This window comes from Enterobacter sp. CFEC122, assembly GCF_052983755.1.
This window is the reverse complement of record NZ_JBRIQR010000016.1, coordinates 30704-55786: the sequence shown is the minus strand read 5'-3', so window position 1 is coordinate 55786 and position 25083 is coordinate 30704. Positions and strand designations below refer to the sequence as shown.

24 protein-coding genes, 1 pseudogene and 1 riboswitch are annotated in these 25083 nt (G+C 58.3%); of the genes and pseudogenes, 18 read left to right on the top strand and 7 right to left on the bottom strand.

The window, feature by feature from the left end; all coding sequences use genetic code 11:
- Positions 1-14 precede the first annotated feature (14 nt).
- The 4 genes and pseudogenes from ACVCAM_RS13135 (at position 15) to ACVCAM_RS13120 (ending at position 4914) form a co-directional block, all read left to right on the top strand.
- A pseudogene (locus tag ACVCAM_RS13135) lies at positions 15-575 on the top strand (fimbrial protein).
- Positions 576-653: 78 nt separating this feature from the next.
- Positions 654-3098, top strand: coding sequence for a fimbria/pilus outer membrane usher protein (locus ACVCAM_RS13130; RefSeq protein WP_407223651.1), 2445 nt, complete (start codon positions 654-656; stop codon positions 3096-3098).
- A 9-nt stretch (positions 3099-3107) separates the two neighbouring features.
- Positions 3108-3869 carry a fimbrial biogenesis chaperone gene (locus tag ACVCAM_RS13125; RefSeq protein ID WP_032635379.1) on the top strand — a complete coding sequence of 254 codons (762 nt, stop codon included), beginning with the start codon at positions 3108-3110 and terminating at the stop codon, positions 3867-3869.
- A complete protein-coding gene (locus ACVCAM_RS13120) occupies positions 3853-4914 on the top strand; it encodes a type 1 fimbrial protein (RefSeq protein WP_021242314.1) in 1062 nt (353 codons plus the stop codon). Before ACVCAM_RS13125 ends, ACVCAM_RS13120 begins: the two co-directional genes overlap by 17 nt.
- Positions 4915-4958: 44 nt before the next feature.
- On the opposite strand, the gene ribB is transcribed toward ACVCAM_RS13120, so the two are convergent.
- Positions 4959-5612 carry a 3,4-dihydroxy-2-butanone-4-phosphate synthase gene (gene ribB / locus ACVCAM_RS13115; RefSeq protein ID WP_008502964.1) on the bottom strand — a complete coding sequence of 218 codons (654 nt, stop codon included), beginning with the start codon at positions 5610-5612 and terminating at the stop codon, positions 4959-4961.
- A gap of 106 nt (positions 5613-5718) precedes the next feature.
- A riboswitch (FMN riboswitch) is annotated at positions 5719-5869 on the bottom strand.
- A 119-nt stretch (positions 5870-5988) separates the two neighbouring features.
- Here ribB and ubiK point away from each other — a divergent pair.
- The gene (ubiK, locus tag ACVCAM_RS13110; RefSeq protein ID WP_008502963.1) at positions 5989-6285 is read left to right on the top strand and encodes a ubiquinone biosynthesis accessory factor UbiK; all 297 of its coding nucleotides are present in this window, start codon (positions 5989-5991) and stop codon (positions 6283-6285) included.
- Between the two features lie 115 nt (positions 6286-6400).
- On the opposite strand, the gene hldE is transcribed toward ubiK, so the two are convergent.
- From hldE to ACVCAM_RS13095, 3 genes are read right to left on the bottom strand one after another with little or no spacing between them, the layout of a single operon-like run.
- The gene (gene hldE, locus ACVCAM_RS13105) at positions 6401-7831 is read right to left on the bottom strand and encodes a bifunctional D-glycero-beta-D-manno-heptose-7-phosphate kinase/D-glycero-beta-D-manno-heptose 1-phosphate adenylyltransferase HldE (protein ID WP_008502962.1); all 1431 of its coding nucleotides are present in this window, start codon (positions 7829-7831) and stop codon (positions 6401-6403) included.
- Between the two features lie 40 nt (positions 7832-7871).
- The gene (gene glnE / locus ACVCAM_RS13100) at positions 7872-10727 is read right to left on the bottom strand and encodes a bifunctional [glutamate--ammonia ligase]-adenylyl-L-tyrosine phosphorylase/[glutamate--ammonia-ligase] adenylyltransferase (RefSeq protein ID WP_407223652.1); all 2856 of its coding nucleotides are present in this window, start codon (positions 10725-10727) and stop codon (positions 7872-7874) included.
- Between the two features lie 21 nt (positions 10728-10748).
- Positions 10749-12050: a CYTH domain-containing protein gene (locus ACVCAM_RS13095; protein WP_063435592.1), complete on the bottom strand. Its 1302-nt coding sequence runs from the start codon at positions 12048-12050 to the stop codon at positions 10749-10751.
- 229 nt (positions 12051-12279) lie between these two features.
- Between ACVCAM_RS13095 and ACVCAM_RS13090 the strand changes: the two genes are divergently transcribed.
- Together ACVCAM_RS13090 and ACVCAM_RS13085 are read left to right on the top strand one after the other, a co-directional pair.
- Positions 12280-12900, top strand: a complete 621-nt coding sequence (locus tag ACVCAM_RS13090) for a TIGR04211 family SH3 domain-containing protein (RefSeq protein ID WP_025912514.1) — start codon at positions 12280-12282, stop codon at positions 12898-12900.
- A gap of 60 nt (positions 12901-12960) precedes the next feature.
- Positions 12961-14202: a multifunctional CCA addition/repair protein gene (locus tag ACVCAM_RS13085; RefSeq protein WP_407223653.1), complete on the top strand. Its 1242-nt coding sequence runs from the start codon at positions 12961-12963 to the stop codon at positions 14200-14202.
- Positions 14203-14212: 10 nt separating this feature from the next.
- Here the strand turns inward: ACVCAM_RS13085 and bacA are convergent, their stop codons facing one another.
- Positions 14213-15034 carry an undecaprenyl-diphosphate phosphatase gene (gene bacA / locus ACVCAM_RS13080; RefSeq protein WP_008502957.1) on the bottom strand — a complete coding sequence of 274 codons (822 nt, stop codon included), beginning with the start codon at positions 15032-15034 and terminating at the stop codon, positions 14213-14215.
- A 106-nt stretch (positions 15035-15140) separates the two neighbouring features.
- A complete protein-coding gene (gene folB / locus ACVCAM_RS13075; protein WP_008502956.1) occupies positions 15141-15509 on the bottom strand; it encodes a bifunctional dihydroneopterin aldolase/7,8-dihydroneopterin epimerase in 369 nt (122 codons plus the stop codon).
- A gap of 107 nt (positions 15510-15616) precedes the next feature.
- Here folB and plsY point away from each other — a divergent pair, with 107 nt between their 5' ends.
- The 10 genes from plsY to ureG all read left to right on the top strand — a co-directional run bounded on the left by plsY (position 15617) and on the right by ureG (position 23477).
- Entirely contained in the window at positions 15617-16231 is a 615-nt protein-coding gene (plsY, locus tag ACVCAM_RS13070; protein WP_008502955.1) for a glycerol-3-phosphate 1-O-acyltransferase PlsY, read from the top strand.
- Between the two features lie 90 nt (positions 16232-16321).
- Positions 16322-17788 (top strand): MFS transporter, encoded by a 1467-nt coding sequence (locus tag ACVCAM_RS13065; RefSeq protein WP_025912516.1) that lies wholly within the window; start codon positions 16322-16324, stop codon positions 17786-17788.
- 209 nt (positions 17789-17997) lie between these two features.
- Positions 17998-18825 (top strand): urease accessory protein UreD, encoded by an 828-nt coding sequence (locus ACVCAM_RS13060; protein ID WP_025912517.1) that lies wholly within the window; start codon positions 17998-18000, stop codon positions 18823-18825.
- A 10-nt stretch (positions 18826-18835) separates the two neighbouring features.
- A complete protein-coding gene (locus tag ACVCAM_RS13055; protein ID WP_003862556.1) occupies positions 18836-19138 on the top strand; it encodes an urease subunit gamma in 303 nt (100 codons plus the stop codon).
- 10 nt (positions 19139-19148) lie between these two features.
- Positions 19149-19463 (top strand): urease subunit beta, encoded by a 315-nt coding sequence (locus ACVCAM_RS13050; RefSeq protein WP_023326093.1) that lies wholly within the window; start codon positions 19149-19151, stop codon positions 19461-19463.
- The gene (gene ureC / locus ACVCAM_RS13045; RefSeq protein ID WP_407223654.1) at positions 19456-21159 is read left to right on the top strand and encodes an urease subunit alpha; all 1704 of its coding nucleotides are present in this window, start codon (positions 19456-19458) and stop codon (positions 21157-21159) included. Before ACVCAM_RS13050 ends, ureC begins: the two co-directional genes overlap by 8 nt.
- A gap of 9 nt (positions 21160-21168) precedes the next feature.
- Positions 21169-21627, top strand: coding sequence for an urease accessory protein UreE (gene ureE, locus ACVCAM_RS13040; RefSeq protein ID WP_032664478.1), 459 nt, complete (start codon positions 21169-21171; stop codon positions 21625-21627).
- 9 nt (positions 21628-21636) lie between these two features.
- Entirely contained in the window at positions 21637-22176 is a 540-nt protein-coding gene (locus ACVCAM_RS13035; protein ID WP_021242324.1) for a HupE/UreJ family protein, read from the top strand.
- Positions 22176-22850 (top strand): urease accessory protein UreF, encoded by a 675-nt coding sequence (locus tag ACVCAM_RS13030; RefSeq protein ID WP_045371376.1) that lies wholly within the window; start codon positions 22176-22178, stop codon positions 22848-22850. The genes ACVCAM_RS13035 and ACVCAM_RS13030 overlap by 1 nt, the downstream gene beginning before the upstream one ends.
- Before the next feature lie 9 nt (positions 22851-22859).
- Positions 22860-23477 (top strand): urease accessory protein UreG, encoded by a 618-nt coding sequence (gene ureG / locus ACVCAM_RS13025; RefSeq protein ID WP_008503187.1) that lies wholly within the window; start codon positions 22860-22862, stop codon positions 23475-23477.
- 87 nt (positions 23478-23564) lie between these two features.
- On the opposite strand, the gene tsaD is transcribed toward ureG, so the two are convergent.
- Positions 23565-24578 (bottom strand): tRNA (adenosine(37)-N6)-threonylcarbamoyltransferase complex transferase subunit TsaD, encoded by a 1014-nt coding sequence (gene tsaD / locus ACVCAM_RS13020; RefSeq protein WP_008503186.1) that lies wholly within the window; start codon positions 24576-24578, stop codon positions 23565-23567.
- 236 nt (positions 24579-24814) lie between these two features.
- Here tsaD and rpsU point away from each other — a divergent pair, with 236 nt between their 5' ends.
- Positions 24815-25030, top strand: coding sequence for a 30S ribosomal protein S21 (rpsU, locus tag ACVCAM_RS13015; RefSeq protein WP_001144069.1), 216 nt, complete (start codon positions 24815-24817; stop codon positions 25028-25030).
- Positions 25031-25083: the final 53 nt, after the last annotated feature.

Below are 25083 nucleotides of genomic sequence, written 5' to 3'. Positions count from 1 at the left end.
AAAATGATATTTTCATGTATATGGGTAAAAAAATTCTATTAGCTGTAACTATCGCTGCCGCAGTATCGGGTTCCGCCTTTGCTGCCGAGCAGGGGTCGGGAAAAATCAAATTCAAAGGCGTTGTTATTGATGCGCCTTGCAGCATTGCACCAGACAGCGTTGATAAAGAAGTCGATCTCGGCGAAGTGACCACAGCCGTGATCAATGCCAACAAGAAGTCTTCCGCAGTTCCGGTTGATATCAATCTGGAAAACTGCCAGCTTGACGATCCGGCCGACTAGACTGATACACCAGTGACCAAAGTCGATGTCACGTTTACCAGCTCAGCGACAGACGCGACCGACACCAGTCTGATGACCAATACCTATGCAAGTGGTGCACAGAACGTGGGCGTTCGTCTTCTGAATAACGCCGAAGCCAACATCACGCTGGGTGCTGCTAATGAGGTTGCTCTGCTGGCAGGCTCAACGACTCAAACGCTGCACTTCAAAGCATTAATGGAAGTGGTAACGGGTAAAACGGCGACTGCTGGCCAGGTGGAAGCTACAGCCAACTATATTCTGGCGTATAAATAACTACGCCATGTTTCAAATTAAACCGGCTGGCATTTAATGTCAGCCGGCGTTGAATGTATTTATTTGAGTAACAGGGCAATGACATATAAATTACAATGCATAATTATTATGACGTCCCTGTTTATGGCGGAACTTGCCTCCGCTACCGAATTTAACATCAATGCCATCGATAAAGATCAGCGTGGCAGCGTTGATTTATCTCTTTTTAAAGATCAAATATCGATCACACCAGGCGACTATTTTGTTACCGTTTCAATTGGTGATATCCCGCTGGCAAATGGCTGGCAGCTCCGCTGGCAGGAGATAGACAAGAGCGTACAAGTCTGTATTCCACCTGAACTGGCCGATACATTTGCTCTGCAGGACAATATCCGTAGCGCATTGGCGGAAAAAGACGGGTGCGTCGACTTTGCATCAAAACCGGATATTAAATTTAATTTTGAGCAATCCAGCCAGACGCTGAAGGTCACGATACCTCAGGCCTGGTTACAGTACCGTGCCGCAGACTGGATGCCCCCTTCAACCTGGGACAACGGCGTGCCGGGCGTACTACTGGATTACAATCTTTTTGCCAGTCATTACCAGCCGAACGATGGCAGCAGCACGGATAACGTCAACACTTATGGCACTGCCGGCGCGAATATGGGCGCGTGGCGACTGCGCGGTGATTATCAGTATACACAAACCCATACCGACGCAGGTTCAGAGAATGACGGGCGCTTTTCACGCCTCTATATGTTCCGTCCTCTCCCCTCGCTCGGAGCCAAACTCACACTGGGTGAAACGGATTTCCAGTCCGCTATTTTTGATGCCTTCACCTATACCGGTGCCTCCCTGATTAGCGATGAGCGCATGCTGCCATGGTCGCTGCGCGGCTACGCGCCACAAATTACCGGCATCGCGCAAACTAACGCCACGGTAACGGTTAGCCTGGCTGACCGTGTCATTTACCAAAGCAACGTTCCGCCAGGGCCGTTTGTTATTCAGGATCTAAACCAGTCTGTACAGGGTACGCTGGACGTCAAAGTGACAGAAGAAGATGGGCGCGTAAGCACCTTCCAGGTTTCTGCGGAATCGGTGCCTTTTTTAACCCGCAAAGGTCAGGTTCGCTATAAGCTGGCGGCAGGAAAAGCGCGCAAAGACGCCTCGCATGACGTTGAAGATAACGCGTTTATGAGCGGCGAATTCTCCTGGGGGATGCTGTCACAAACCTCCCTCTACGGCGGTACGCTCGCCGATGGCGATCGCTACCGGTCCGTTGCCGCCGGAATAGGTCAAAACATGGAGTACCTGGGCGCGCTCTCTTTTGACGTGACGCAGGCAACCAGCCAGTTGCCCAATCAGAATAGCCAGACAGGTTACAGCTACCGTTTCAACTACAGTAAGCGTTTCGATACCACCGGCAGCCAGCTTACGCTCGCCAGTTATCGCTATTCCGACCCGCAGTTTCTCAGCTACGCCCGTTTTCTGGATGATGACAATAACGATCGGCAGTCAGAAAAACAGACGCTCAGCGTGACGGCAAGCCAGTACATTTCGGCGCTATCGCTCAACCTCTATGTGAACATGCTGCGTCAAACCTGGTGGAACGATTCCTCCTCCACGACGGGCAGCGTGACCGCAGGCTATAACTTTGATATCGGTCGCTGGAAAAATCTGGGCGTCACCGTGTCGTGGAGTAAAACCCACTATGAAGACGAAGACGAAGACGACGATACGCAGTTCTATCTCTCACTGAGCGTACCGCTCGATCCCGATCATCGTCTGAATTACGACCTGCGCAACAGCGACAGTCTGAGTCAGAACGTATCGTGGTATGACACATCAGACCGCAACAACACCTGGGGCGTTTCGGCAGGTACCGAAAGCGAGAAGTCAGATGCCGGCGCGCAGGTGAGCGGCAACTATCAACATTATTCTCCTTATGGCGACCTGAATCTCTCCGGGAGCGTTAAGGCTAACGAATACAATTCCCTGAGTGCCAGTTGGACCGGTTCATTCACCTCTACGGCTAAAGGCGCTGCGCTGCACCGCCGCAGCTACGGTAACGAGCCGCGCGTGATGGTCAGTACCGATGGCGTAGGCAACATCCCGCTGAACATGTCGCGGGATGAAACCAATCGCTTCGGGATTGGCGTTTTACCGTCCATCTCCAGCTATTCGCCTTCCAGCGTGCAGGTCAATATGAACAACCTGCCCGATGGCGTAGACGTTGACACCCGCGTCGTCACCTCAACCTGGACGGAAGGTGCCATCGGGTACCGTCAGATCGCGACGCGTGCAGGCAATGATATCGCAGGCATCTTACGTACTTCATCTGGCACGCCGCCGCTGGGCGCCGTTGTTCGCCAGCGGGAAGACGATCGGCAGATTGCCATGGTCGCCGATGACGGCCACGTCTGGCTCGGCGCCGTAGAGCCACAACAACAGTTTCGCGTGACGTGGGGAGACAATCAGCAGTGTCGCTTCACGTTACCTTCACACCTTGAAAACAGTATGCAGTTGATACTGCCATGTCAGTAAGAAAACATGATGAAATTAACCTTACTCAAAAGCCTGTGCCTGATGCTGGTCGGCACAGCATTCACCACTCACGCGGCCGTAAACCTGGACCGCACGCGCATTGTCTTTCCGGAAAGCGACAAGGCCAGCAGCCTGAAGATTGAAAACCAGAGTAAAGCGCTGCCCTATCTGGCGCTCTCCTGGATTGAAGATGAGAAAGGCCGTAAAGAAGACAGGCATTTCATGGCGCTGCCTCCGATTCAACGCATTGAAGCGGGTTCCGCATCGCAGGTCAGGATCGTTAAGCAAGCGGCCACCAGTCAGTTACCGAAAGACAGAGAATCCCTGTTTTATTTCAACCTGCGCGAAGTGCCGCCGAAAAGCACCAGCGCCAGCGATGAACGCAGCGTCATGCAGGTGGCGATGCAGAGCAGGATCAAGCTGTTCTGGCGCCCTAAAGCGATTACCAAAAAACCCGGCGAGCAGGCGGAAATGCGGATGGAAATTTCAGCTACTGCGAAAGGGCTGACCATACATAACCCGACGCCGTACTACATCACGCTGGCGTGGCTCAGTAAGAATGCCAGAACCATGCTGCCGGGCTTCGACAGCCTGATGCTTGCGCCTTTCGCGACAGCAACAACCTCTACCGGTGACTACCACGGTAACTATTACAGCATCGGTTATATCGACGATTACGGCGCGCTGAAAAAGGTCGACGTACAGTGCGCGGGAACGGCACAGTGCTCGCTCACCGAACGGAAGATCGAAAAAGATGCGCAATCTCGCTAACGTATTGTTCATAGTGCTGCTCTCAGTGCTGCCTTTAAGAGAAGCGCTGGCGCTCGACTGCTACCTGGGCGGTTCGGGCGGCCCCGTAGAAGAAACTAAAACGATCTCGCCGTTTGCTATCCCCAGTAATGCACAGGCAGGTGAGAAAATTTGGGAATCGGATGACATCAAAATCCCGGTGACATGCAACCACAATGTCACAAGCAGCTTTCAACCGGAGGATATTTTTGGCTGGGTGAATCCTTATCCTTCAACCTCCGATCCCTATTATGAACTGGGCGTAACCTATGAAGGGATAGACTACGATGCAAAAGGCCAGCCTAACGGCGTCGATACCCGACAGTGTCTGGACAACCAAAACATCACGATTTATACCCCCGAGCAGATCCGACAAATGGGATGGGAAAATCGTATCTGTTCCGGTAACCCGGATGATATCCACACTTCACGAACCTTCATTGCTCGTCTGCGCTTATACGTAAAAATTAAAGCCATGCCGCCTCACGGCTACGTCAGCTCGCTGAGCGATTACATCGTTGTCCAGTTTGACGGAAAAGGCGGCGTGAACCAGATGTCGGATGCGAAAAACCTCAAATATCACATCAACGGGCTGCAAAATATTACCGTTCTGGACTGCGGGGCAACGTTCAGTATTTACCCTGAGAACCAGGAGATTGATTTCGGCACCTTTAGCGCACGCGATATTGTGAATCAACAGACGCGTAAACGGACCTTTTCGGTGAAGACGACGAAAGTGCAGGATGCCCAATGTTCAGATGGCTTCAAAATGGACTCGTCGTTCTATACAAATGAAGCGCTTACGGCCAACGATACCGCACTGCTGATAGGCAATGGCCTGAAGCTGAGGATCCTTAACGGAACCGAGCCCTACACCTTTAACCACTACAACGAATACGTGGATTTTACGGGCAGCACGCTTGAGCATGAGCAGCAATACACCGCAGAGCTGTCGCCGGTCGAAGGAAAAGCGATCCAGTCCGGCCCGTTCGAAACGGTGGTGCTGTTCAAAATTAACTACCACTAGAGACAAAAAAGCCGGGTTTCCCCGGCTTTTTCACATCAGCCATTTCAGCTGGCTTTGCGCTCGTGCGCCTGGCGATACTCGATCAGATCTTCAATCGTTACCACCGGCATGTTGTGCAGACGCGCGAAGGTGATGCACTCTGGCGCACGCGCCATGGTGCCGTCGTCGTTGGTCAGTTCACACAGCACGCCCGCAGGTTTGAAGCCTGCCAGCGTCACCAGGTCGATCGTCGCTTCGGTGTGACCGCCGCGGGTCAGCACGCCACCCGCCTGCGCGCGCAGTGGGAAGACGTGGCCTGGACGATGCAGATCGGATGGCTTCGCATCATCAGCAATCGCGGCACGTACGGTGGTCAGACGGTCAGCCGCAGACACACCGGTGGTCACGCCATGCGCCGCTTCAATGGTCACGGTAAATCCGGTACCAAAGGCGCTGGTGTTGTTTTCGACCATCATCGGCAGCTCGAGCTGCTTACGACGATCTTCGGTAATACACAGGCATACGATGCCGCTGCCGTGACGGATGGTCAGCGCCATCTGTTCAACGGTCATGTTTTCGGCGGCGAAAATCATGTCGCCTTCGTTTTCACGGTTTTCATCGTCAAGCACCATTACACCGCGGCCTTCGCGCAGTGCATCCAGTGCATGTTCAACACGTTGAGTTGAAGTGCCAAAAGAGGAAAGTAGCGTCTGATTCATGGTAAAAAAACCTCATTAACATTATGGTTACCAGAATCAGGGCAGTCTTAGGAGCGCCGTATAAGCGGCAAAAAGATAACGTGAGCGGGCCCATGCCCGACTGGATCGTTACTCTCTCCCATCCGGACTCTAACCGTCGGCCCCGGAATTACACCGGATCTGCTGACCTTTGAGAATTCACCCAAAGCGCTCGCGGGCTTTCAGCGTTAAGCTGATTTACCGCCGGTGGGGAATTTCGCCCCGCCCTGAGAATAAGCGAGATAACTATAACGCTATTGATTATCCTGGGCAATGCATAAGCATCAAACAATTTTGTTTACCCCGGGCATGACGCGCTACAATGGACACTAACACCTTTTCATCAAGGGAAACGACAATGATTGACCCGAAGAAAATTGAGCAAATTGCGCGTCAGGTTCACGAGTCTATGCCAAAAGGCATTCGTGAATTTGGTGATGACGTTGAGAAGAAAATCCGCCAGACGCTGCAGGCGCAGTTGGTTCGCCTTGATCTCGTCAGCCGCGAAGAGTTTGACGTGCAGACCCAGGTTCTTCTGCGCACCCGCGAGAAGCTGGCACTGCTGGAACAGCGTCTGACCGAGCTGGAAAACCGCAATGCGCCGGAAGAAGTGAAGCCAGCGCCAGCCATTCCGCCGGTGGATAACCAGGAGTAAGTGCGGCCTGTTGAGCCCGGTGGCGGCTACGCCTTACCGGGCCTGAATGAACGCGTAGGTCGGGTAAGGCGCAGCCGCCACCCGACATAAAAAAACGGGCCAATAGGCCCGTTTTTTACTGACTGTCTTTCTGGATCTTCTTGATGATGTTGGTGGTGGAACACCCATCCTCGAAGTTGAGCACCATCACCTCACCGCCGTTGGCCCAGACCTCTTCGCTACCCGCGATTTGCTCCGGCTTGTAATCCCCGCCCTTCACCAGCAGGTCCGGCAGAATACCGGCAATCAGGCGCTGCGGCGTGTCTTCTTCAAACGACACCACCCAGTCCACGGCTTCCAGCGCGCCGAGCACGATCATACGCTGCTCAAGCGGGTTCACCGGACGCGTTTCACCCTTCAGGCGCTTCGTGGACGCATCGCTGTTCACCGCCACAATCAGGCGATCGCCCAGCTTTCGCGCATTCGCCAGATAAGAGACATGGCCCGCGTGCAGGATGTCGAACACGCCGTTAGTCATCACCACTTTTTCACCGCGCTTGCGCGCGGCAGCAACGGCCACTTTCAGTTCCTCTTCGGTCATGACGCCAAAGCCGGTATCCGCACGGCCGCGCACCGCGTTTTCCAGCTCGATTGGGGACACGGTTGAGGTACCGAGTTTACCGACGACCACACCTGCCGCGGCGTTGGCGAAGTAGCACGCCTCTTCCAGGGAGTTCCCCGCCGCCAGCGTCGCTGCCAGCACGCCGATCACCGTATCACCGGCACCGGTCACGTCATACACTTCCTGCGCCTGGGTTGGCATATGCAGCGGCGCCTTGCCCGGCTGCAGCAGCGTCATCCCCTGCTCGGAGCGGGTCACCAGCAGCGCAGATAATTCGAAGTCAGCAATGATCTTCATGCCGCGCTCAACCAGCTCTTCCTCGGTTTTGCATTTGCCCGCCACCGCTTCAAACTCGGAGAGGTTTGGCGTCAGGAGAGTTGCGCCGCGATAGCGCTCAAAGTCGGTGCCCTTAGGGTCGATCAGCACCGGTACGCTGGCCTTACGCGCCAGCTGGATCATCGTCTGCACGCTGGCCAGCGCGCCTTTCGCGTAGTCGGACAGCACCAGCGCGCCGATATTGCCTAACGCCTGGTTAATGCGCTCGTGCAGCGGCTCGGGATCAACGCCTTCGAACCCTTCTTCAAAGTCAAGGCGGATCAGCTGCTGGTTACGTGACAGCACGCGCAGCTTGGTGATGGTCGGGTGGGTCGGAACAGAAACGAAGTCACACTTCACGTTCACGTCCGCCAGCGACTTGCTCAGCGCGCGCGCCGCATCGTCGATACCGGTCAGGCCAACCAGACGCGAGTGCGCGCCCAGAGAGGCTATGTTCATCGCCACGTTTGCCGCGCCGCCGGGACGCTCTTCAATGGTGTCGACCTTAACCACCGGTACCGGTGCTTCCGGAGAGATGCGGCTGGTCGGCCCATACCAGTAGCGATCCAGCATCACATCCCCAACAACCATTACTCCAGCACGTTCAAACTCTGGCAGTGTTACTTTCATTCCTGACTCCAGAAAGATTCACAATTTGCGCGCGATAATATCACACTTGATTTGTTACGCACGGTTCCACCAGCCACTTCTGCCAGCTGGCCGTTACCTGAGCGCGCTCTGCGACAAAACAGTCCAGCGCCACGTGCCCCGGCTGCTCCTGTAGCGCCAGGTGATGCAGCTCGTCGCGCAGCGTGGTGTAGGCGCGGGTTAAGGCCTGCGCCTCCTGCTCGTCCATAATGTCGTTTTGCGCCAGCAGCTCCAGAATGCGCACGTTATCCGACCAGCGGGTCAGCTTCGGCTTGTCGTGTGCGTGGAGCAGCACCAGATACTGGGTAATGAACTCAATATCGGTAATCCCGCCCTCGTCGGCTTTGATATCAAAGCGATCGCGGTGTTTATTACCCAGGTGCGCGCGCATTTTCTCGCGCATCTCGCGCACTTCCGTCTGCAGCGTACTGCCCTCGCGCGGGGTGGTCATCACATCCTTACGGACGGCATCGAACTGCGTTTTGAGCTGCGGATCGCCATACACCACGCGGGCGCGCACCAGCGCCTGATGCTCCCAGGTCCAGGCTTCATTCTTCTGATAATCGGCGAAGGACTCCGTTGAGGTGACCAGCATACCCGCCGCGCCGGACGGACGCAGGCGGGCATCCACTTCATACAAAATGCCCGACGAAGTGCGGGTGCTGAACAGGTGCATGATGCGCTGGGCCAGGCGCAGATAGAACTGACGCCCGTCAATCTCGCGCTCGCCGTCAGTCATCACGTCGACCGGGCAGTCATGCAGGAAAATTAAATCCAGATCGGAGCTGTATCCCAGCTCCCAGCCGCCGAGCTTGCCATAACCGACCACGGCAAAGCCCCGCCCCTCACGGTCAGCAAGGTGCTTCGGCTGGCCGTAGCGGGCCACCATCTGCACCCACGCCTGCTGCACGACCGCGTCGATGATCGCTTCCGCGAGCCATGTTAAGTGATCGCTCACTTTCATTACCGGCAGCGTTCCGGCGATATCCGCCGCCGCCACGCGCAGCATCTGGGCCTGCTTAAACTGACGCAGCGCCTCCAGCTGCTGCTCTTCGTCCTCTTCCGGCACGCGCAGCAGATACTGACGCAGCTCGTCACGGTAGGCATCCGTCGCCGTGGGTTGATACAGGGTGTTTGGGTCGAGCAGTTCATCCAGCAGCAGAGGGTAGCGCGCCAGCTTGTTGGCCACCATCGGGGAGGCGGCGCAGAGGGAAATCAGGTGCTTCAGCGCCCCCGGAAACTCGCTCAAAAGCTCAAGGTACGTGGTGCGCGTGATGATCCCGCTCAGCAGCGGCATCATGCGCGACAGCGGCACCGGCGCATCCGCCCGCGAGCAGACCTCGCTCAGCAGGTGCGGCATCAGGTGATCCAGCACCTGACGGCCGCGCGGGCCAATGGCGCGCTTGTTCAGCTCAAGACGGAAATCGGCAATCAGCGCCACCACGCGATGGCGCGCGTCGTCGGTTAGGTGCGACAGCACCGGCGTGGTGTCATCTTCCTGGAGCGCGTCCTGCCACAGCTCGCGCCAGTGCTCGGAAAGGGCATCGTCCTGCGATTCGCTTTCGTCATCACCGATTAGCTCGTTGAAGATGCGGCGCACGCCTGCCATATGGGCATCGAGCCGTTCGGTCAGCGTTGACCAGTCAGCCACGCGCATCCCCCAGGCCAGACGCGCCCGGTTAAGGTCATCCGCCGGCAGGGTCTGGGTCTGTTCGTCGTTGATGCTTTGCAGCAGGTTTTCCAGACGGCGCAGGAAAAGATAGGCCTCGCGCAGGGTTTGCGCGTCGCCGTCCGGCAGCAGGTGAAGCTGCTCAATGGCGCTCAGCGTCGGCAGCAGCGAGCGGGACTGTAGCGATGGCTCGCGCCCGCCGCGAATCAGCTGGAAGACCTGGACGATAAATTCGATTTCGCGAATGCCGCCCGCGCCGAGCTTGATGTTGTCCTTCAGACCGCGACGGCGCACCTCACGGGCGATCATCCCTTTCATATTGCGCAGGGACTGGATGACGCTGAAGTCGATGTAGCGACGGAACACGAACGGGCGCAGCATGGCGCGCAGCTCGTTGGCGTAGGCGTCATCGCTGTCGCCCATGATCCGTGCCTTGACCATCGCGTAACGCTCCCAGTCGCGCCCCTGCTCCTGGTAGTAGTCTTCCAGCGCGGCAAAGCTCAGCACCAGCGGCCCGCTATCGCCGAACGGACGCAGGCGCATGTCCACGCGGTAAACAAAGCCGTCCTGCGTCGGCTGATCCAGCGCCTTAATCAGACGCTGACCGAGGCGGGTAAAGAACTGGGCGTTGTCCAGCTCGCGACGGCCGCCGCGCGTGGAGCCGTTCTCAGGCCAGGCGAAAATCAGGTCGATATCGGAGGAAAAGTTCAGCTCGCAGCCGCCCAGCTTGCCCATCCCCAGAATCAACAGCGGCTGAGGAACCCCTTCCTCGCTGCACGGCGTGCCCCACTCTTTACAGCAGGCGGCGTAGAGCCAGTCGCGCGCGGCGACAATCAGCGTCTGCGCCAGCTCGCTTAACTGCTGCAACGTACTCTCTTCACTCACCAGTTCCAGCGCCTGCACCCAGGCAATGCGCACCATCACACGACGGCGGAACTGACGCAGGACGCGCATCAGCGTCGCCTCATCCGCGACGTCTTCAAGCGCGGCCTGCAGCCAGCCGGCATAGTGCCGCCACTCGTCCGCCTGCGGCGGTGCGTTCTCAAGCTCCGCCAGCCAGTCCGGGTAGACGGCGATGCTTTCCTGCACAAAATCACTGAAGACGAGCACGCTTTTCGCCTGTTCGCTTAACGATGACGCCGGTAATGACTCAGGCAGACGTTCGCAAACGGTCTGCCACTGCTGCTGTAACGGTGAAGAAAGCGGCATTCTAAGGGTTCCTTGCCAGAGTTAACGTTTTCCGCTGTGCAGCCAGTACGGCTCCTGCGAAATGGCCTCGTTACGGAAATGCTCTATCTCAATATGCTGACGGGTTTCGATGGCATGCTTCAGCCCCTGCCAGTTTTCCAGCCACGCCTGCGCCTGTGGCCCGTCGTAGGCACCGGAAAGGAGCAGCATGCTGTCGATGTTGCGCGAAAGACGGGGAAGCTGATCGCCATACTTATCGCCGAGCGGATACGCAAAGGTGCTCTTCAGTTCAGCGGCATGGCGGGAAAGATGAATGTCCGCGAAACGCTTAAAGTTTTCCGCGATTTTGGCCTCGGCTTTCGCATCAAGGAAGGCGCGCCAGCCGCGCGTCACCAGAAACTCGGTCAGCGCCAGTTTTGCCGAAGCGGCTTGCGGACTGTAGATCGCCGTTTGCGCAGATACGTCCGAGAGCATCAGCGTTTCGGTTTGCGTCAGCAGATCACGTAAGTGAGCGCTCGCTTTGCGAGGAACAATACCGCCGAAGAGCGTCAGGGTATGGCGCACCAGGGCAATGGCCGCCAGCACGTGGGATTTGGCGTTTTTCACATTTCGTACCCACAGCTCTTCATGGTACTGCCACTGAGAAAGCGCCAGCTCCAGCGCGGCTTCCAGCCCCTGCTCAACGCTGGCTTTCGGCGCAACGCGCAAAATGGTCGTCTCTTTCAGCACGCGCGGCACATTTCCGGCGGCCAGATGGTAACCCCGCGCGGCTTTGCTCAGGCTCCCCTGGCGCAATCCGGACTGGTTCACCAGCCTGCGCGCCAGCTTCAGCACGTCATTTGCATCCCCTTCCAGCAGCTCAAGCTCCAGTTCGCAGATCGGCTCCTGGTACTCACCCGCCTTCACCTCACCCAGATCGAGGGCGATTTCGATGCGGCTTTTACCTTCCGTCACCAGCCATTTCTCGCGCCAGAAATCGGTGCTGAACAGCGGCTGCACCTGCTCCGCCAGCGTGGCAGGCAGCTCGCCTTCCGGCCACACTTCCGCCGGAAAACGTTCCAGCTCAAGTTCTGGCTGACTGATGTCGATATTGTATTCCGGACGCTGATGTAACCCGCCGACCACGCGGCCGGCAATTTTCATCGTCATCTCGTAGCGCCCACTCGCGCCACGGATGCGCAGCCCCATATCGTGGCGGCGTAGCCAGTTATCCGGCGTTTCGTAATAGATATTAAGCAGTTGTACTGGTGCATGGTGTTCGCCGGAGAGCGTATGCAGATGCTGGCGGAGTGCGTCAACGCTGTCTTTTTCGACGATAAATTTTAATTCGATTTCCTGAGCCATAGCCTTGTACTTTTGCGGGCGTCACAGACGCGTCAATGAGGGCGAACTTCCTCGCCATTTGTTTGTCAGTACATAGTATTTTGCGCCAAATTGCCATGCAATGAGCAATTTGACGGGCGTAAATGTGTAGAGTCGTGACACAGATGATTCTGATTGCTGATGAATGCTTTGCGTAGAGACACTGTTGCCACTACTATCGTTCCACTATTTATGAAAATAACGACTAATGATGCTTAAATTACGCCTGATTGGACTTACTTTACTCGCTTTTAGCGCCGCAACCGCAGTGCACGCTGAAGAGAAGCGTTACGTTTCTGACGAACTGAACACCTGGGTACGCAGTGGCCCCGGAGATAATTATCGCCTCGTGGGTACGGTGAATGCCGGCGAGGAAGTCACCCTGTTACAGACCAACGCGGACACCAACTACGGTCAGGTTCGCGACAGTTCTGGCCGCACGTCCTGGATCCCACTGAAAGAGCTGAGCACCGTGCCAAGCCTGCGCACCCGCGTACCAGATCTGGAAAATCAGGTGAAAACCCTGACCGACAAGCTGAACAATATCGACGGAACCTGGAACCAGCGTACCGCCGAGATGCAGCAGAAAGTGGCGCAGAGCGACGGCGTGATTAACGGCCTGAAAGAAGAGAACCAGAAGCTGAAAAACGAGCTGATTGTCGCGCAGAAGAAAGTGAATGCCGCCAACCTGCAGCTCGATGACAAACAGCGCACCATCATCATGCAGTGGTTTATGTATGGCGGCGGCGTGCTGGGCGTCGGTCTGGTGCTGGGTCTGGTTCTGCCGCACCTGATCCCAAGCCGTAAACGTAAAGATCGCTGGATGAACTAATTCGTCTTCTCTGCCAGACTTACGTATCATTCTGGAAAAGAGAAAACGGGAGTGTCAGGCGTGAAGAGTTATCTGGTCGGTGGTGCGGTACGTGATGCGTTGTTAGGTCTGCCGGTCAAAGATAAAGACTGGGTGGTGGTTGGCGCCACCCCGGAAGAGATGCTCGACGCGGGCTACCAGCAGGTAGGCCGCGATTTTCCCGTCTTTTTACACCCGAAAAGCCGCGAAGAGTATGCCCTGGCGCGTACCGAGCGGAAGTCAGGTTCGGGCTATACGGGCTTCACCTGCTATGCCGCGCCGGACGTCACGCTGGAGGACGATCTCCTGCGTCGCGATCTGACCATTAACGCGCTGGCGCAGGACGAGCACGGCCAGATTTTTGACGCTTATGGCGGCCAGGACGATCTGCGCAACCGTCTCTTACGTCACGTCTCCCCGGCGTTTTCTGAAGATCCGCTCCGCGTGCTGCGCGTGGCGCGTTTTGCCGCGCGTTACGCCCATCTCAGCTTCCGAATTGCCGATGAGACCATGGCGCTGATGACCGCCATGACCGAGGCGGGCGAGCTTGAACACCTGACGCCAGAGCGCGTCTGGAAAGAGACCGAGAATGCGCTCACCACGCGTAACCCGCAGGTCTTTTTCCAGGTGCTGCGCGACTGCGGCGCCCTGAAGGTGCTGTTCCCGGAAATAGACGCGCTGTTTGGCGTACCGGCTCCGGCGAAATGGCATCCGGAGATTGACACCGGCGTGCACACGCTGATGACCCTGAGCATGGCGGCCATGCTCAGCCCTGACGTGGACGTGCGCTTTTCCACCCTGTGCCACGATCTCGGCAAAGGCTTAACGCCAAAAGAGCTCTGGCCTCGGCACCACGGGCACGGTCCGGCAGGGGTGAAGCTCGTCGAAGGGCTGTGCCAGCGCCTGCGAGTGCCGAACGAAATCCGCGATCTGGCGAAACTGGTGGCCGAATTCCACGACCTGATCCACACCTTCCCGATCCTGAAACCGGCCACCATCGTTAAGCTGTTCGATAACATCGACGCCTGGCGCAAACCCCAGCGCGTGGAGCAGATCGCGCTCACCAGCGAGGCTGACGTGCGCGGGCGTACCGGGTTTGAAGCCTGTGACTACCCGCAGGGACGTTTACTGCGTAAAGCCTGGGAGGTAGCCAAAGCGGTGCCGACGAAGGACGTTGTCGAGGCGGGATTCAAAGGCCCGGACATTCGCGAAGAGCTGACGAAACGGCGGATTCAGGCGGTATCAGAGTGGAAGGAAAAGCATTGCCCTCAGCCAAAAGACTGAGGGCAGTCGGTCAGAAGAAGACCACGTAAACCGCAGCGGCAACGATAAAGCGGTAGATCGCGAACGGAATGAACGAGATACGCTTAATCAGCTGCAGGAAGGTTTTGATGGCAATCAGCGCCACGATAAACGCGGTGATGAAGCCGACGGCGAACATCGGAATGTCGCCCGTGGTGAGGAAACCGATGCTTTTATAGAGGTCAAGCGCGGTGGCCCCCATCATCATCGGCACCGCCAGCAGGAACGAGAACTCTGACGCGGCGTAACGGCTTACGCCCATCAGCATCCCACCGGAGATGGTTGCGCCTGAACGGGAAAAGCCCGGCCACAGCGCCAGACACTGGAAGCAGCCAATGATAAACGCCTGACGATACGTCATATCGTCCAGCCCTTCCGCGCGCGGCGTTTTTGGCTTCAGCACTTCCGCGGCGATCAGCAGGAAGCCGCCCACCACCAGCGCGTACATCACGTTAATCGGGTTAAACAGCGATTTGATGGCGTCGTGGAAAACCAGCCCCAGCACCACCGCCGGGATCATCCCGAGCAGAATATGGATCAGCGACAGGCGGCCTTTACTCATCCCTTCGTGCTGCGGCGGACGGCCAAAATGGATACCGATCAGGCCAAACAGACGGCGCCAGAACATCACCACCACCGCCAGAATCGAACCCAGCTGGATCACCACTTCAAACGTTTTTGCAGTATCGCCTTCAAAGCCCAGCAGATGACCAACAATGATCATATGGCCGGTACTGGAAACCGGTAAAAACTCCGTCAATCCTTCGACCACACCCAGTATTGCCGCCACCAGCAGCGAGTGCATATCGCTCATCTATAAACCCCTAAAAAAATATAAAAAAAACGGTCGCCCCAACGGCTACCGTGAAAGATACAGCTTTAAGACCGGTATAACCTAAAATGGTTTAGCTATTATGACGTTAAATCTTCCCTTTCAGATTTGTGCCACGCTCGATAATGACGCCCACGTTGGCCGCGCGCGCCACCGCGCCCGGTTTGCTCAGCTTGATGCGCACCCACGGTGAGTTGAATTTTTTCAGCAGCAATTCTGCGACCTCTTCCGCCACCCGTTCGACCAGCGCAAAACGTTGCCCTTCCACGTGGCCGATGACCGTTTCACTGATGTCGGCGTAGCTAAGACAGTCGTTCACGTCATCGCTTTTTGCCGACTTGCGGTTATCCCAGCCCATTTCGATATCGAACACCAGCTTCTGCTCGATGGTCTGTTCCCAGTCGTAAACACCAATAGTGGTGATTACCGAAAGTTGCTCTATAAATACAATATCCATCACGACCTGCCTGCTTTTTGGCTAAACCGGATACCACTTCCGGCGAATTATGCGTATTATCCACAGATGCTGAGAATACAGATACATTTTCAAAACGGAACAGCGTTATGAGTGCAATCGCGCCTGGAATGATCCTCCTCGCCTATCTTTGCGGCTCAATCTCCAGCGCCATTCTGGTCTGCCGCATCGCCGGGTTACCTGACCCGCGTGAAAGTGGTTCCGGGAATCCGGGAGCGACCAACGTACTACGAATTGGCGGCAAGGGAGCAGCCGTAGCGGTTTTGATTTTTGATGTTCTGAAAGGGATGCTACCCGTATGGGGCGCGTATGCGCTGGGCGTCACGCCGTTCTGGCTGGGCCTCATTGCCATTGCTGCCTGTGTCGGCCACATCTGGCCCGTATTCTTCGGTTTTAAAGGCGGTAAAGGCGTGGCAACCGCCTTTGGTGCCATTGCGCCTATCGGCTGGGATTTAACCGGCGTGATGGCTGGCACCTGGCTGCTCACCATTCTGCTGAGCGGCTATTCGTCGCTGGGCGCGATCGTCAGCGCGCTGATTGCCCCGTTCTACGTCTGGTGGTTCAAACCTCAGTTCACCTTCCCGGTATCAATGCTCTCCTGCCTTATCCTGCTGCGTCATCACGACAATATTCAGCGCCTGTGGCGTCGTCAGGAGACCAAAATCTGGACGAAGCTCAAGAGGAAGAAAAAAGACGCTCCGTAAGGTTAGTTATGCCTTATAGCCAAATGTGATTTTGGTCACCTTCTGCCTGTGGTAACTGTTAATGACACAATACAACCATATAAGAAGAAAATGGCAGAAATCACAGAAACAACTCCCCTTTCAACGGCAGGAAAACGTTCCGATGGCGACATCCAGTGGGTGCGCAGCGCATCGGATGTTTCACGCCTCGTTAATGATGGTTCTCAGGGCCGGGCCAATGCTCGCATCGTGATCGGTATCGCGCTGGGCGGGATTTTCCTCGATGCCTACGATCTGGGCGCGCTGGCCTTCGGCATAAAAGATATCACCCGCGAATTTAACCTGACGCCCGCCGGTACCGGCATGGTGGCGTCCGCCATTACGTTTGGCGCGATTGTCGGGGCGCTGCTAGGGGGTTATCTCACGGATAAAATCGGGCGCTATCGCGTCTTTATGGCCGACATGCTCTTCTTCGTGGTGGCCGCCATCGCCTGTGCGCTGGCCCCGAACGAATATGTGCTGGCGGGTGCCCGCTTTGTCATGGGGCTTGGCGTCGGGATCGACCTTCCCGTAGCGATGGCATTTTTAAGCGAGTTCGCCAGGCTAAAAGGCCCCGGCAATAAGGCCTCCAGCGTCGCCATGTGGTGCCCCACCTGGTATGCCGCCATCAGTATCTCCTACCTGCTGGTGCTCTTCTTCTACGCCGTGCTGCCGGAAAGCCACAGCGACTGGCTGTGGCGCCTGATCCTTGGCTTCGGCGCGGTACCCGCGCTGGTGATTATCGCCATCCGCAGCCGCTATATGAGCGAATCGCCGGTCTGGGCGGCAAATCAGGGCAACCTGAAGGAGGCGGCGTCCATTTTACGTCAGTCGTATAACATCAATGCCCACGTGCCGCAGGATGCGCTCAGCCAGCCAGCTCCCGTCGTGAATAAAACGAAATGGTCCAACTATCTGAACCTGTTCCGCGGCGTCTACTTACGCCGCACGACGCTCGCCACGCTGCTGTCCGTCGTCTCTTCGTTCGCCTATAACGCGGTGGCGTTTGGTCTGCCGGTGATCATCTCCAGCTTCTTTGTCCAGTCGATGCTGACCACCATCCTGATTTCTCTGGTGCTTAACCTGCTGTTTGCCTTCGTCGGCGGACTGCTGGCGGTACGCTACGTGCCGCGCTTCGGCGCCTGGCGGATGTCGCTGGCGGGTTACGCCTGCCAGCTGGTCGCGCTGCTGGGCCTGGGGCTGATTGGTCGTCCGGAAGGCGCCACCGAAGGCGTGCTTGCCGTGGCGATGCTGGCGCTATTCCTGTTCGGCCAGGGCTTCGGCCCGGGCGCGCATACCATGACGTTTGCCTCGCTGAGCTACCCGACCTCGCTGCGCGGCGTTGGCGTCGGCCTTAACCAGACGCTGATGCGCAGCAGCTCGACGCTGTCGCTGTTCCTGTTCCCGCTGCTGGTCGCCTCGCTGGATACCGCCGTGTTCTGGGTGATTGCGCTGGCGCCATTTATCGGCCTGGCCTCGCTGCTGGCGATCCGCTGGGAGCCGTCGGGGTATGATGTGGATGCGGAGGATTACCGCTAGCCTTTCCTGCCGGGTGGCGCTGCGCTTACCCGGCCTACATTGCGCATTCTCTTGTAGGCCCGTGCAAGCGTAGCGCCGCCGGGCGATTATCAAAAGTTTGAAACCGGCTCATATGAGCCGTTTTTTTATCCATAAGCGACTCATATGACAGCCTTCAATTCTGCCAGGGCATACTGAAACGACCCCGATGATGAGCAGATGGATGCAGCATGTTAGCAGCTCAGGTCACTGATAATTCGTACAAAGGCTGGCAGGCGTCGCTTGCCCTGCAGTTTTGTCACACCCCTGAGAAAACCCTCCTGCACTCCGCTCATCACGTCGGGCCGCTTACCGTTCAGCGTCCGTTTTACCCTGAAGGCGTGACCTGCCACCTTTACCTGCTGCACCCGCCGGGCGGGGTTGTGGGCGGCGATACGCTGGACATTTCCGTTCGGCTGGACGCCAAAAGCCACACGCTTATCACCATGCCCGGCGCCAGCAAGTTCTATCGCAGCAGCGGCCCGCAGGCTCGCCTGCATCAGCACTTTTATCTCGATGAGGGATCCACGCTGGAGTGGCTACCGCAGGACACCATTATCTTCCCTGGGGCGAATGCCGCGCTGCGCTCCGTCTTCCACCTGAAGGCCTCCAGCACGCTGCTGGCGTGGGAGCTGTACTGCCTGGGACAACCGGTAATCAATGAGACCTTCAGCCACGGCACGCTGGAGAGCCGCCTTGAGGTGTGGGTGGATGACGAACCGCGCCTGATTGAGCGTCAGCACCTCGGCGACGGCGATCTCACGCCCGTTGCCGGACACCCGTGGATCGGCACGCTGCTGTTCTATCCGGCCAATGAAGAACATCTCGACGCGGTTCGCGCGCTGCTCGCGCCTCTGGGCCATTTTGCGGGGGCAACGCTCACCGACGAGCTGCTGTCGGTGCGTTTTCTCTCCCACGATAACCTGATTTGCCAGCGGGCGATGCGCGACATCTGGCAGTCGCTTCGCCCGCTCCTCACCACCAAAACCGCCTGTTCGCCGCGTATCTGGCAGACATAAGAGAAACGTTATGGAACTGACCCCCAGAGAAAAAGACAAGCTGTTGCTGTTTACCGCCGCGCTGGTTGCCGAACGCCGCCTTGCGCGCGGGGTAAAGCTCAATTATCCGGAATCGGTCGCGCTGATCAGCGCCTTCATCATGGAAGGCGCGCGCGATGGCGAAACCGTCGCCTCGCTGATGGAGGCGGGCCGCCACGTCCTGACGCGCGACCAGGTGATGGAGGGCGTGCCGGAGATGATCCCGGACATTCAGGTGGAAGCCACCTTCCCGGACGGATCCAAGCTCGTCACCGTCCACAACCCGATCGTCTAAGGAGCGCGTGATGATCCCAGGCGAATACCAGATCCTGCCCGGCACGATTGCGATCAACGTCGGGCGCGAAACCCAAACCGTGATTGTCGAAAACCACGGCGACAGACCGATCCAGGTCGGATCGCACTATCACTTTTACGAAGTCAACCCGGCGCTGAAGTTTGACCGTGAGGCGACCCGAGGCTACCGGTTAAACATCCCGGCAGGCACCGCCGTGCGCTTTGAGCCCGGCCAGAAGCGGGAAGTGACGCTGGTTCAGGTCTCGGGTGCGCAGCGCATTGTCGGCTTTCGCGGCGAGGTAATGGGCGAGGTGAAACATGGCTGAGATTTCGCGCCAGGCTTACGCCGATATGTTCGGCCCCACCACCGGGGATAAAGTGCGGCTGGCCGACAGCGAGCTGTGGATTGAAGTAGAAGACGATCTCACGATCTACGGCGAAGAGGTCAAGTTCGGCGGCGGGAAGGTGATCCGCGACGGCATGGGTCAGGGGCAGATGACCGCAGACGACTGCGTGGATCTGGTGCTGACCAACGCGCTGATCGTCGATCACTGGGGGATCGTGAAAGCCGATATCGGCGTCAAGAACGGGCGGATCTTTGCCGTCGGTAAAGCCGGGAACCCGGACATCCAGCCCGGTGTGACGATCCCGATTGGCGCGGCGACGGAAGTGATTGCCGCCGAAGGGAAGATCGTCACCGCAGGCGGGATCGACACCCACATCCACTGGATCTGCCCGCAGCAGGCGGAAGAGGCGCTGGTCTCCGGCGTCACCACCATGATCGGCGGCGGCACCGGTCCGGCGGCGGGCACCAACGCCACCACCTGTACGCCGGGGCCGTGGTATATCGCCCGCATGCTGCAGGCTGCCGATACGCTTCCGGTGAATATCGGCCTGCTCGGCAAGGGGAACGGCTCCAACCCGGCGGCCCTGCGCGAGCAGATTGCCGCGGGCGCCATCGGGCTGAAGATCCACGAAGACTGGGGCGCGACGCCTGCGGCGATCAACTGCTCGCTGGAGGTAGCCGAAGAGATGGATATTCAGGTGGCGCTGCACAGCGACACGCTGAACGAGTCCGGGTTTGTCGAAGACACGCTGGCGGCGATCGCCGGGCGCACCATCCACACCTTCCACACCGAAGGGGCGGGCGGTGGCCACGCGCCGGATATCATCACCGCCTGCGCGCACCCGAATATTCTGCCCTCCTCCACCAACCCGACGCTGCCCTACACGGTCAATACCATCGACGAGCATCTCGACATGCTGATGGTTTGTCATCATCTCGACCCGGATATCGCCGAGGACGTGGCGTTTGCCGAATCCCGCATTCGTCGGGAGACCATTGCCGCGGAAGACGTGCTGCACGACATCGGCGCGTTCTCGCTCACCTCGTCAGACTCCCAGGCCATGGGCCGCGTCGGGGAAGTGATTATCCGCACCTGGCAGGTCGCGCACCGCATGAAGGTCCAGCGCGGCGCGCTGCCGGAAGAGACCGGCGAAAACGACAACTTCCGCGTGAAGCGCTATGTCGCCAAGTACACCATTAACCCAGCGCTGACCCACGGTATCGCCCATGAAGTGGGTTCGATTGAGGCGGGCAAGCTGGCAGATCTGGTGGTCTGGTCCCCGGCGTTCTTCGGCGTCAAGCCCGCCACCATCGTCAAGGGCGGGATGATCGCCTGCGCGCCGATGGGCGACATCAACGCCTCGATCCCTACGCCGCAGCCGGTGCATTACCGTCCGATGTTTGGATCGCTGGGCGCCGCGCGCCACGCCACACGGCTGACGTTTATCTCGCAGGCCGCCAGTGCGAACGGCATCCCGCAGCAGCTCAACCTGCAGAGCGCCACCGCGGTGGTGAAAGGCTGCCGGACGGTGAAAAAGGCGGACATGATCCACAACGCCCTGCAGCCGAACATCACCGTCGACTCGCAAACCTACGAGGTGCGCGTCGACGGCGAACTGATTACCAGCGAACCGGCTGACGTTCTGCCGATGGCGCAACGCTATTTCCTGTTTTGAGGAGTGATGATGATTTATCTGACCCAACGCCTGGACCATGCACATCCGACTACCGCCAGCGTCACGCTGCCGATTGACGTACGGGTGAAAAGCCGCGCCCGCGTAGCGCTGAACGACGGGCGCGAAGCCGGGCTGATGCTGCCGCGCGGCCTGCTGCTGCGCGGGGGGGACCTGCTGACCACCGACGACGGCAGTGAGGTGATCGAAGTGATCGCAGCGGCTGAGTCCGTCTCCGTGGTGCGCTGCGCCGACCCGTTCCTGCTGGCCCGCGCCTGCTACCACCTGGGCAACCGCCACGTGCCGCTGCAGGTGATGCCCGGCGAGCTGCGCTATCACCACGATCACGTTCTCGACGATATGCTGCGCCAGTTTGGGCTGGAGGTGACCTACGCCAGCCTGCCGTTTGAACCGGAAGCGGGCGCGTATGCCAGCGATGCCCATAGCCATTCTCACGCCCATTCACATTAAGGACTCATCATGCGCAAGTTACTCCCCCTGTTACTGCTGGCTTTTTCCGTTCCCGCGCTCGCGCATCCCGGCCACGGTGCCGACAGCTTTCAGGCCGGTTTTTTCCATCCGCTGACCGGGCTCGATCACCTGCTGATGCTAGCGGGCGCAGGCGTGCTCTCGGCGCTGAGCGGCCGCAAGCTCCTGCTGCCGTTTGCCACCCTCGGGATGATGCTTGTCGGCGCCATCGCAGGCAGCCTGCTCGGCGGCTTTAGCGGCATGGAGATGCTGATTATCGCCTCGCTGGCGGTCAGCGGCGTGATGATGTTTAAGACTGAAAACCGTCTGCTGCTCGCGGTGCCTGCCCTGGCGATGTTCCACGGCTGGGCGCACGGCGTGGAGATGTCCGGCCATAGCTTCTGGCTGTTCACCAGCGGGTTTATGTTCGCCAGCGCCACGGTGCTGTGCGCCAGTTTCGCCGCAGGCTTGCTGCTGCGCCGTCACGACGGGCTGCGTAAAACCTTCGGCGGCGGGCTGATCGTCTCCGCCCTGCTGGCGCTGATGAGCTGATGGAGCACGCCCGCCAGTGGCTGCGCCTGATGCAGCTCTCCAGCAGCAGCCTGCCGGTCGGATCGTTTACCTGGTCGCAGGGGCTGGAGTGGGCCGTGGAGGCGGGCTGGGTCGCGAACGTCGACGCCTTTAAACGCTGGCAGATCCAGCAGATGGAGCAGAGTTTTTTCTGCGTCGATCTGCCGCTGTTTCACCGCCTCTGCCAGGCCTGCGATCGGCACGATCTGGCAACGGCCAAACGCTGGACGGCATACCTGCTCGCCTGTCGGGAAACGCGCGAACTGCGCGAAGAAGAACGCAACCGCGGAGCGGCCTTTACGCGTCTCATCAAAAGCTGGGAGCCGGACTGCCCGGCAGAATGGCTGGCGCTGTGCAGGCAAAGCCAGCTCTGCGGCATGGCGTGGCTCGGCGTGCGCTGGGGCATTGACGTGCGCGAGCTGGCGCTGAGCCTCGGCTACAGCTGGATTGAGAGCGCGGTCATGGCGGGCGTCAAGCTGGTGCCGTTTGGGCAGCAGGCGGCGCAGCAGCTGATTATCGAGCTGAGCGACCATTTTGCCGCCGGGCTTGAACAGGCCTTTTTACGTCGCGACGACGCGCTGGGGGCAGCAACGCCGCTGTCCGCCATCGCCTCCGCGCGCCACGAAACCCAATATTCACGACTATTCCGTTCCTGAGGAGTCAACATGGCTGATTACAAACATCCCCTGCGCGTGGGCGTGGGTGGCCCGGTAGGGTCGGGCAAAACCGCGCTGCTGGAAGCGCTCTGCAAGGCAATGCGCGACACATATCACCTGGCAGTGGTGACCAACGACATCTACACCAAAGAGGATCAGCGCATCCTGACCGAGGCGGGCGCGCTGGCGCCGGAGCGCATCGTGGGCGTGGAGACCGGCGGCTGCCCGCATACCGCGATCCGCGAGGACGCCTCGATGAACCTGGCGGCGGTGGAAGCGCTCAGCGAGAAGTTTGGCAATCTGGATCTGATCTTCGTGGAAAGCGGCGGGGACAACCTGAGCGCGACCTTCAGCCCGGAGCTGGCGGATCTGACCATTTACGTGATCGACGTGGCCGAAGGGGAAAAAATCCCGCGCAAGGGCGGGCCGGGGATCACCAAGTCCGATTTTTTGGTGATTAACAAAACCGATCTCGCGCCGTACGTGGGGGCGTCGCTGGAGGTGATGGAGCGCGACACCAACCGCATGCGTGGCGAGCGTCCATGGACCTTTACCAATCTGAAAGCGGGAGACGGTCTGGGGACGATTATTGCGTTTCTGGAAGAGAAAGGGATGCTGCGGGTGTAGTGCGGGTTATTGCCGGGTGGCGGCTTCGCCTGACCCGGCCTACGGTTTTGTAGGCCCGGTAAGCGCAGCGCCACCGGGCAAAAAAACTCACGCCTCAGGCAGTTCCGCCAGCGGCCAGCGCGGACGCACGGACACGCTCAGGTCAGACGTTGCGCCAGCGTTCAGGCGCACCATACCGGCGTAGGCAATCATCGCCCCGTTATCGGTACAGAATTCGGGACGGGCGTAGAACACTTCCCCACGACGCTTTTGCATCATCTCGGCGAGCTTCGCGCGCAGCGTGCGGTTGGCACTGACGCCGCCCGCCATCACCAGACGCTTGAAGCCGGTCTGATCCAGCGCGCGCTTGCACTTGATCATCAGCGTATCCACCACCGCATCTTCAAACGCGCGGGCGATATCGGCGCGGGTCTGCTCGCTGTCGTCGTTATTGCGGATCGTGTTGGCCGCGAAGGTTTTCAGCCCGGAGAAGCTGAAGTCCAGCCCCGGACGGTCGGTCATCGGACGCGGGAAGACAAAGCGCCCTTCCGTTCCCTGCGCCGCCATTTTGGACAGCATCGGGCCGCCTGGGTAATCCAGCCCCAGCAGCTTGGCGGTTTTGTCGAACGCTTCACCGGCAGCGTCGTCGATTGACTCGCCCAGCAGCTCGTACTTGCCAATGCCCGTGACGCTAATCAGCTGCGTATGGCCGCCGGAGACCAGCAGCGCCACAAACGGGAATTCAGGCGGATTCTCTTCCAGCATCGGTGCCAGAAGGTGCCCTTCCATATGGTGAACCGGGATGGCCGGCACATCCCACGCGAAGGCCAGCGAACGACCAACGGTCGCACCGACCAGCAGCGCGCCGACCAGACCCGGCCCCGCAGTGTAGGCTACGGCATCAATATCGGTTGAACTTAACCCGGCCTCTTTCAGCGCCGCCTGAATCAGGGGAACCGTTTTACGCACGTGGTCACGAGAGGCCAGTTCAGGCACGACGCCGCCGTAGTCAGCGTGCAATTTCACCTGACTATACAGTTGGTTGGCCAGAAGCCCTTTTTCGTCGTCGTAAATGGCGATGCCGGTTTCATCGCAGGATGTTTCAATACCCAGTACACGCATGACTTGTTTTACCTCGTTTCAATACCGCGCAGTGTAGAGCCTGGGCGGGTTGATGTAAAACTTTGTTCGCCCCAGGAAGAAGGCTCGTGTATACTCCTCACCCTTATTAAAGTCCCTTTCAAAATCGCATCGGTGCTTTACAAAGCAGCAGCATTTGCAGTAAAATTCCGCACCATTTTGAAATAAGCTGGCGTTGATGCCAGCGGCAAACCGAATTTATTAAAGGTGAGAGTTACATGCCGGTAATTAAAGTACGTGAAAACGAGCCGTTCGACGTAGCACTGCGTCGCTTCAAACGTTCATGCGAGAAAGCAGGTGTTCTGGCTGAAGTTCGTCGTCGTGAGTTTTATGAAAAACCAACGACCGAACGTAAGCGCGCTAAAGCTTCCGCTGTGAAACGTCACGCGAAGAAACTGGCTCGCGAAAACGCACGCCGTACTCGTCTGTACTAATTGGTTGAGGGCCTCAGCCCTCAATTGACAGACAGAGTAGTAGTCGTAAGGCC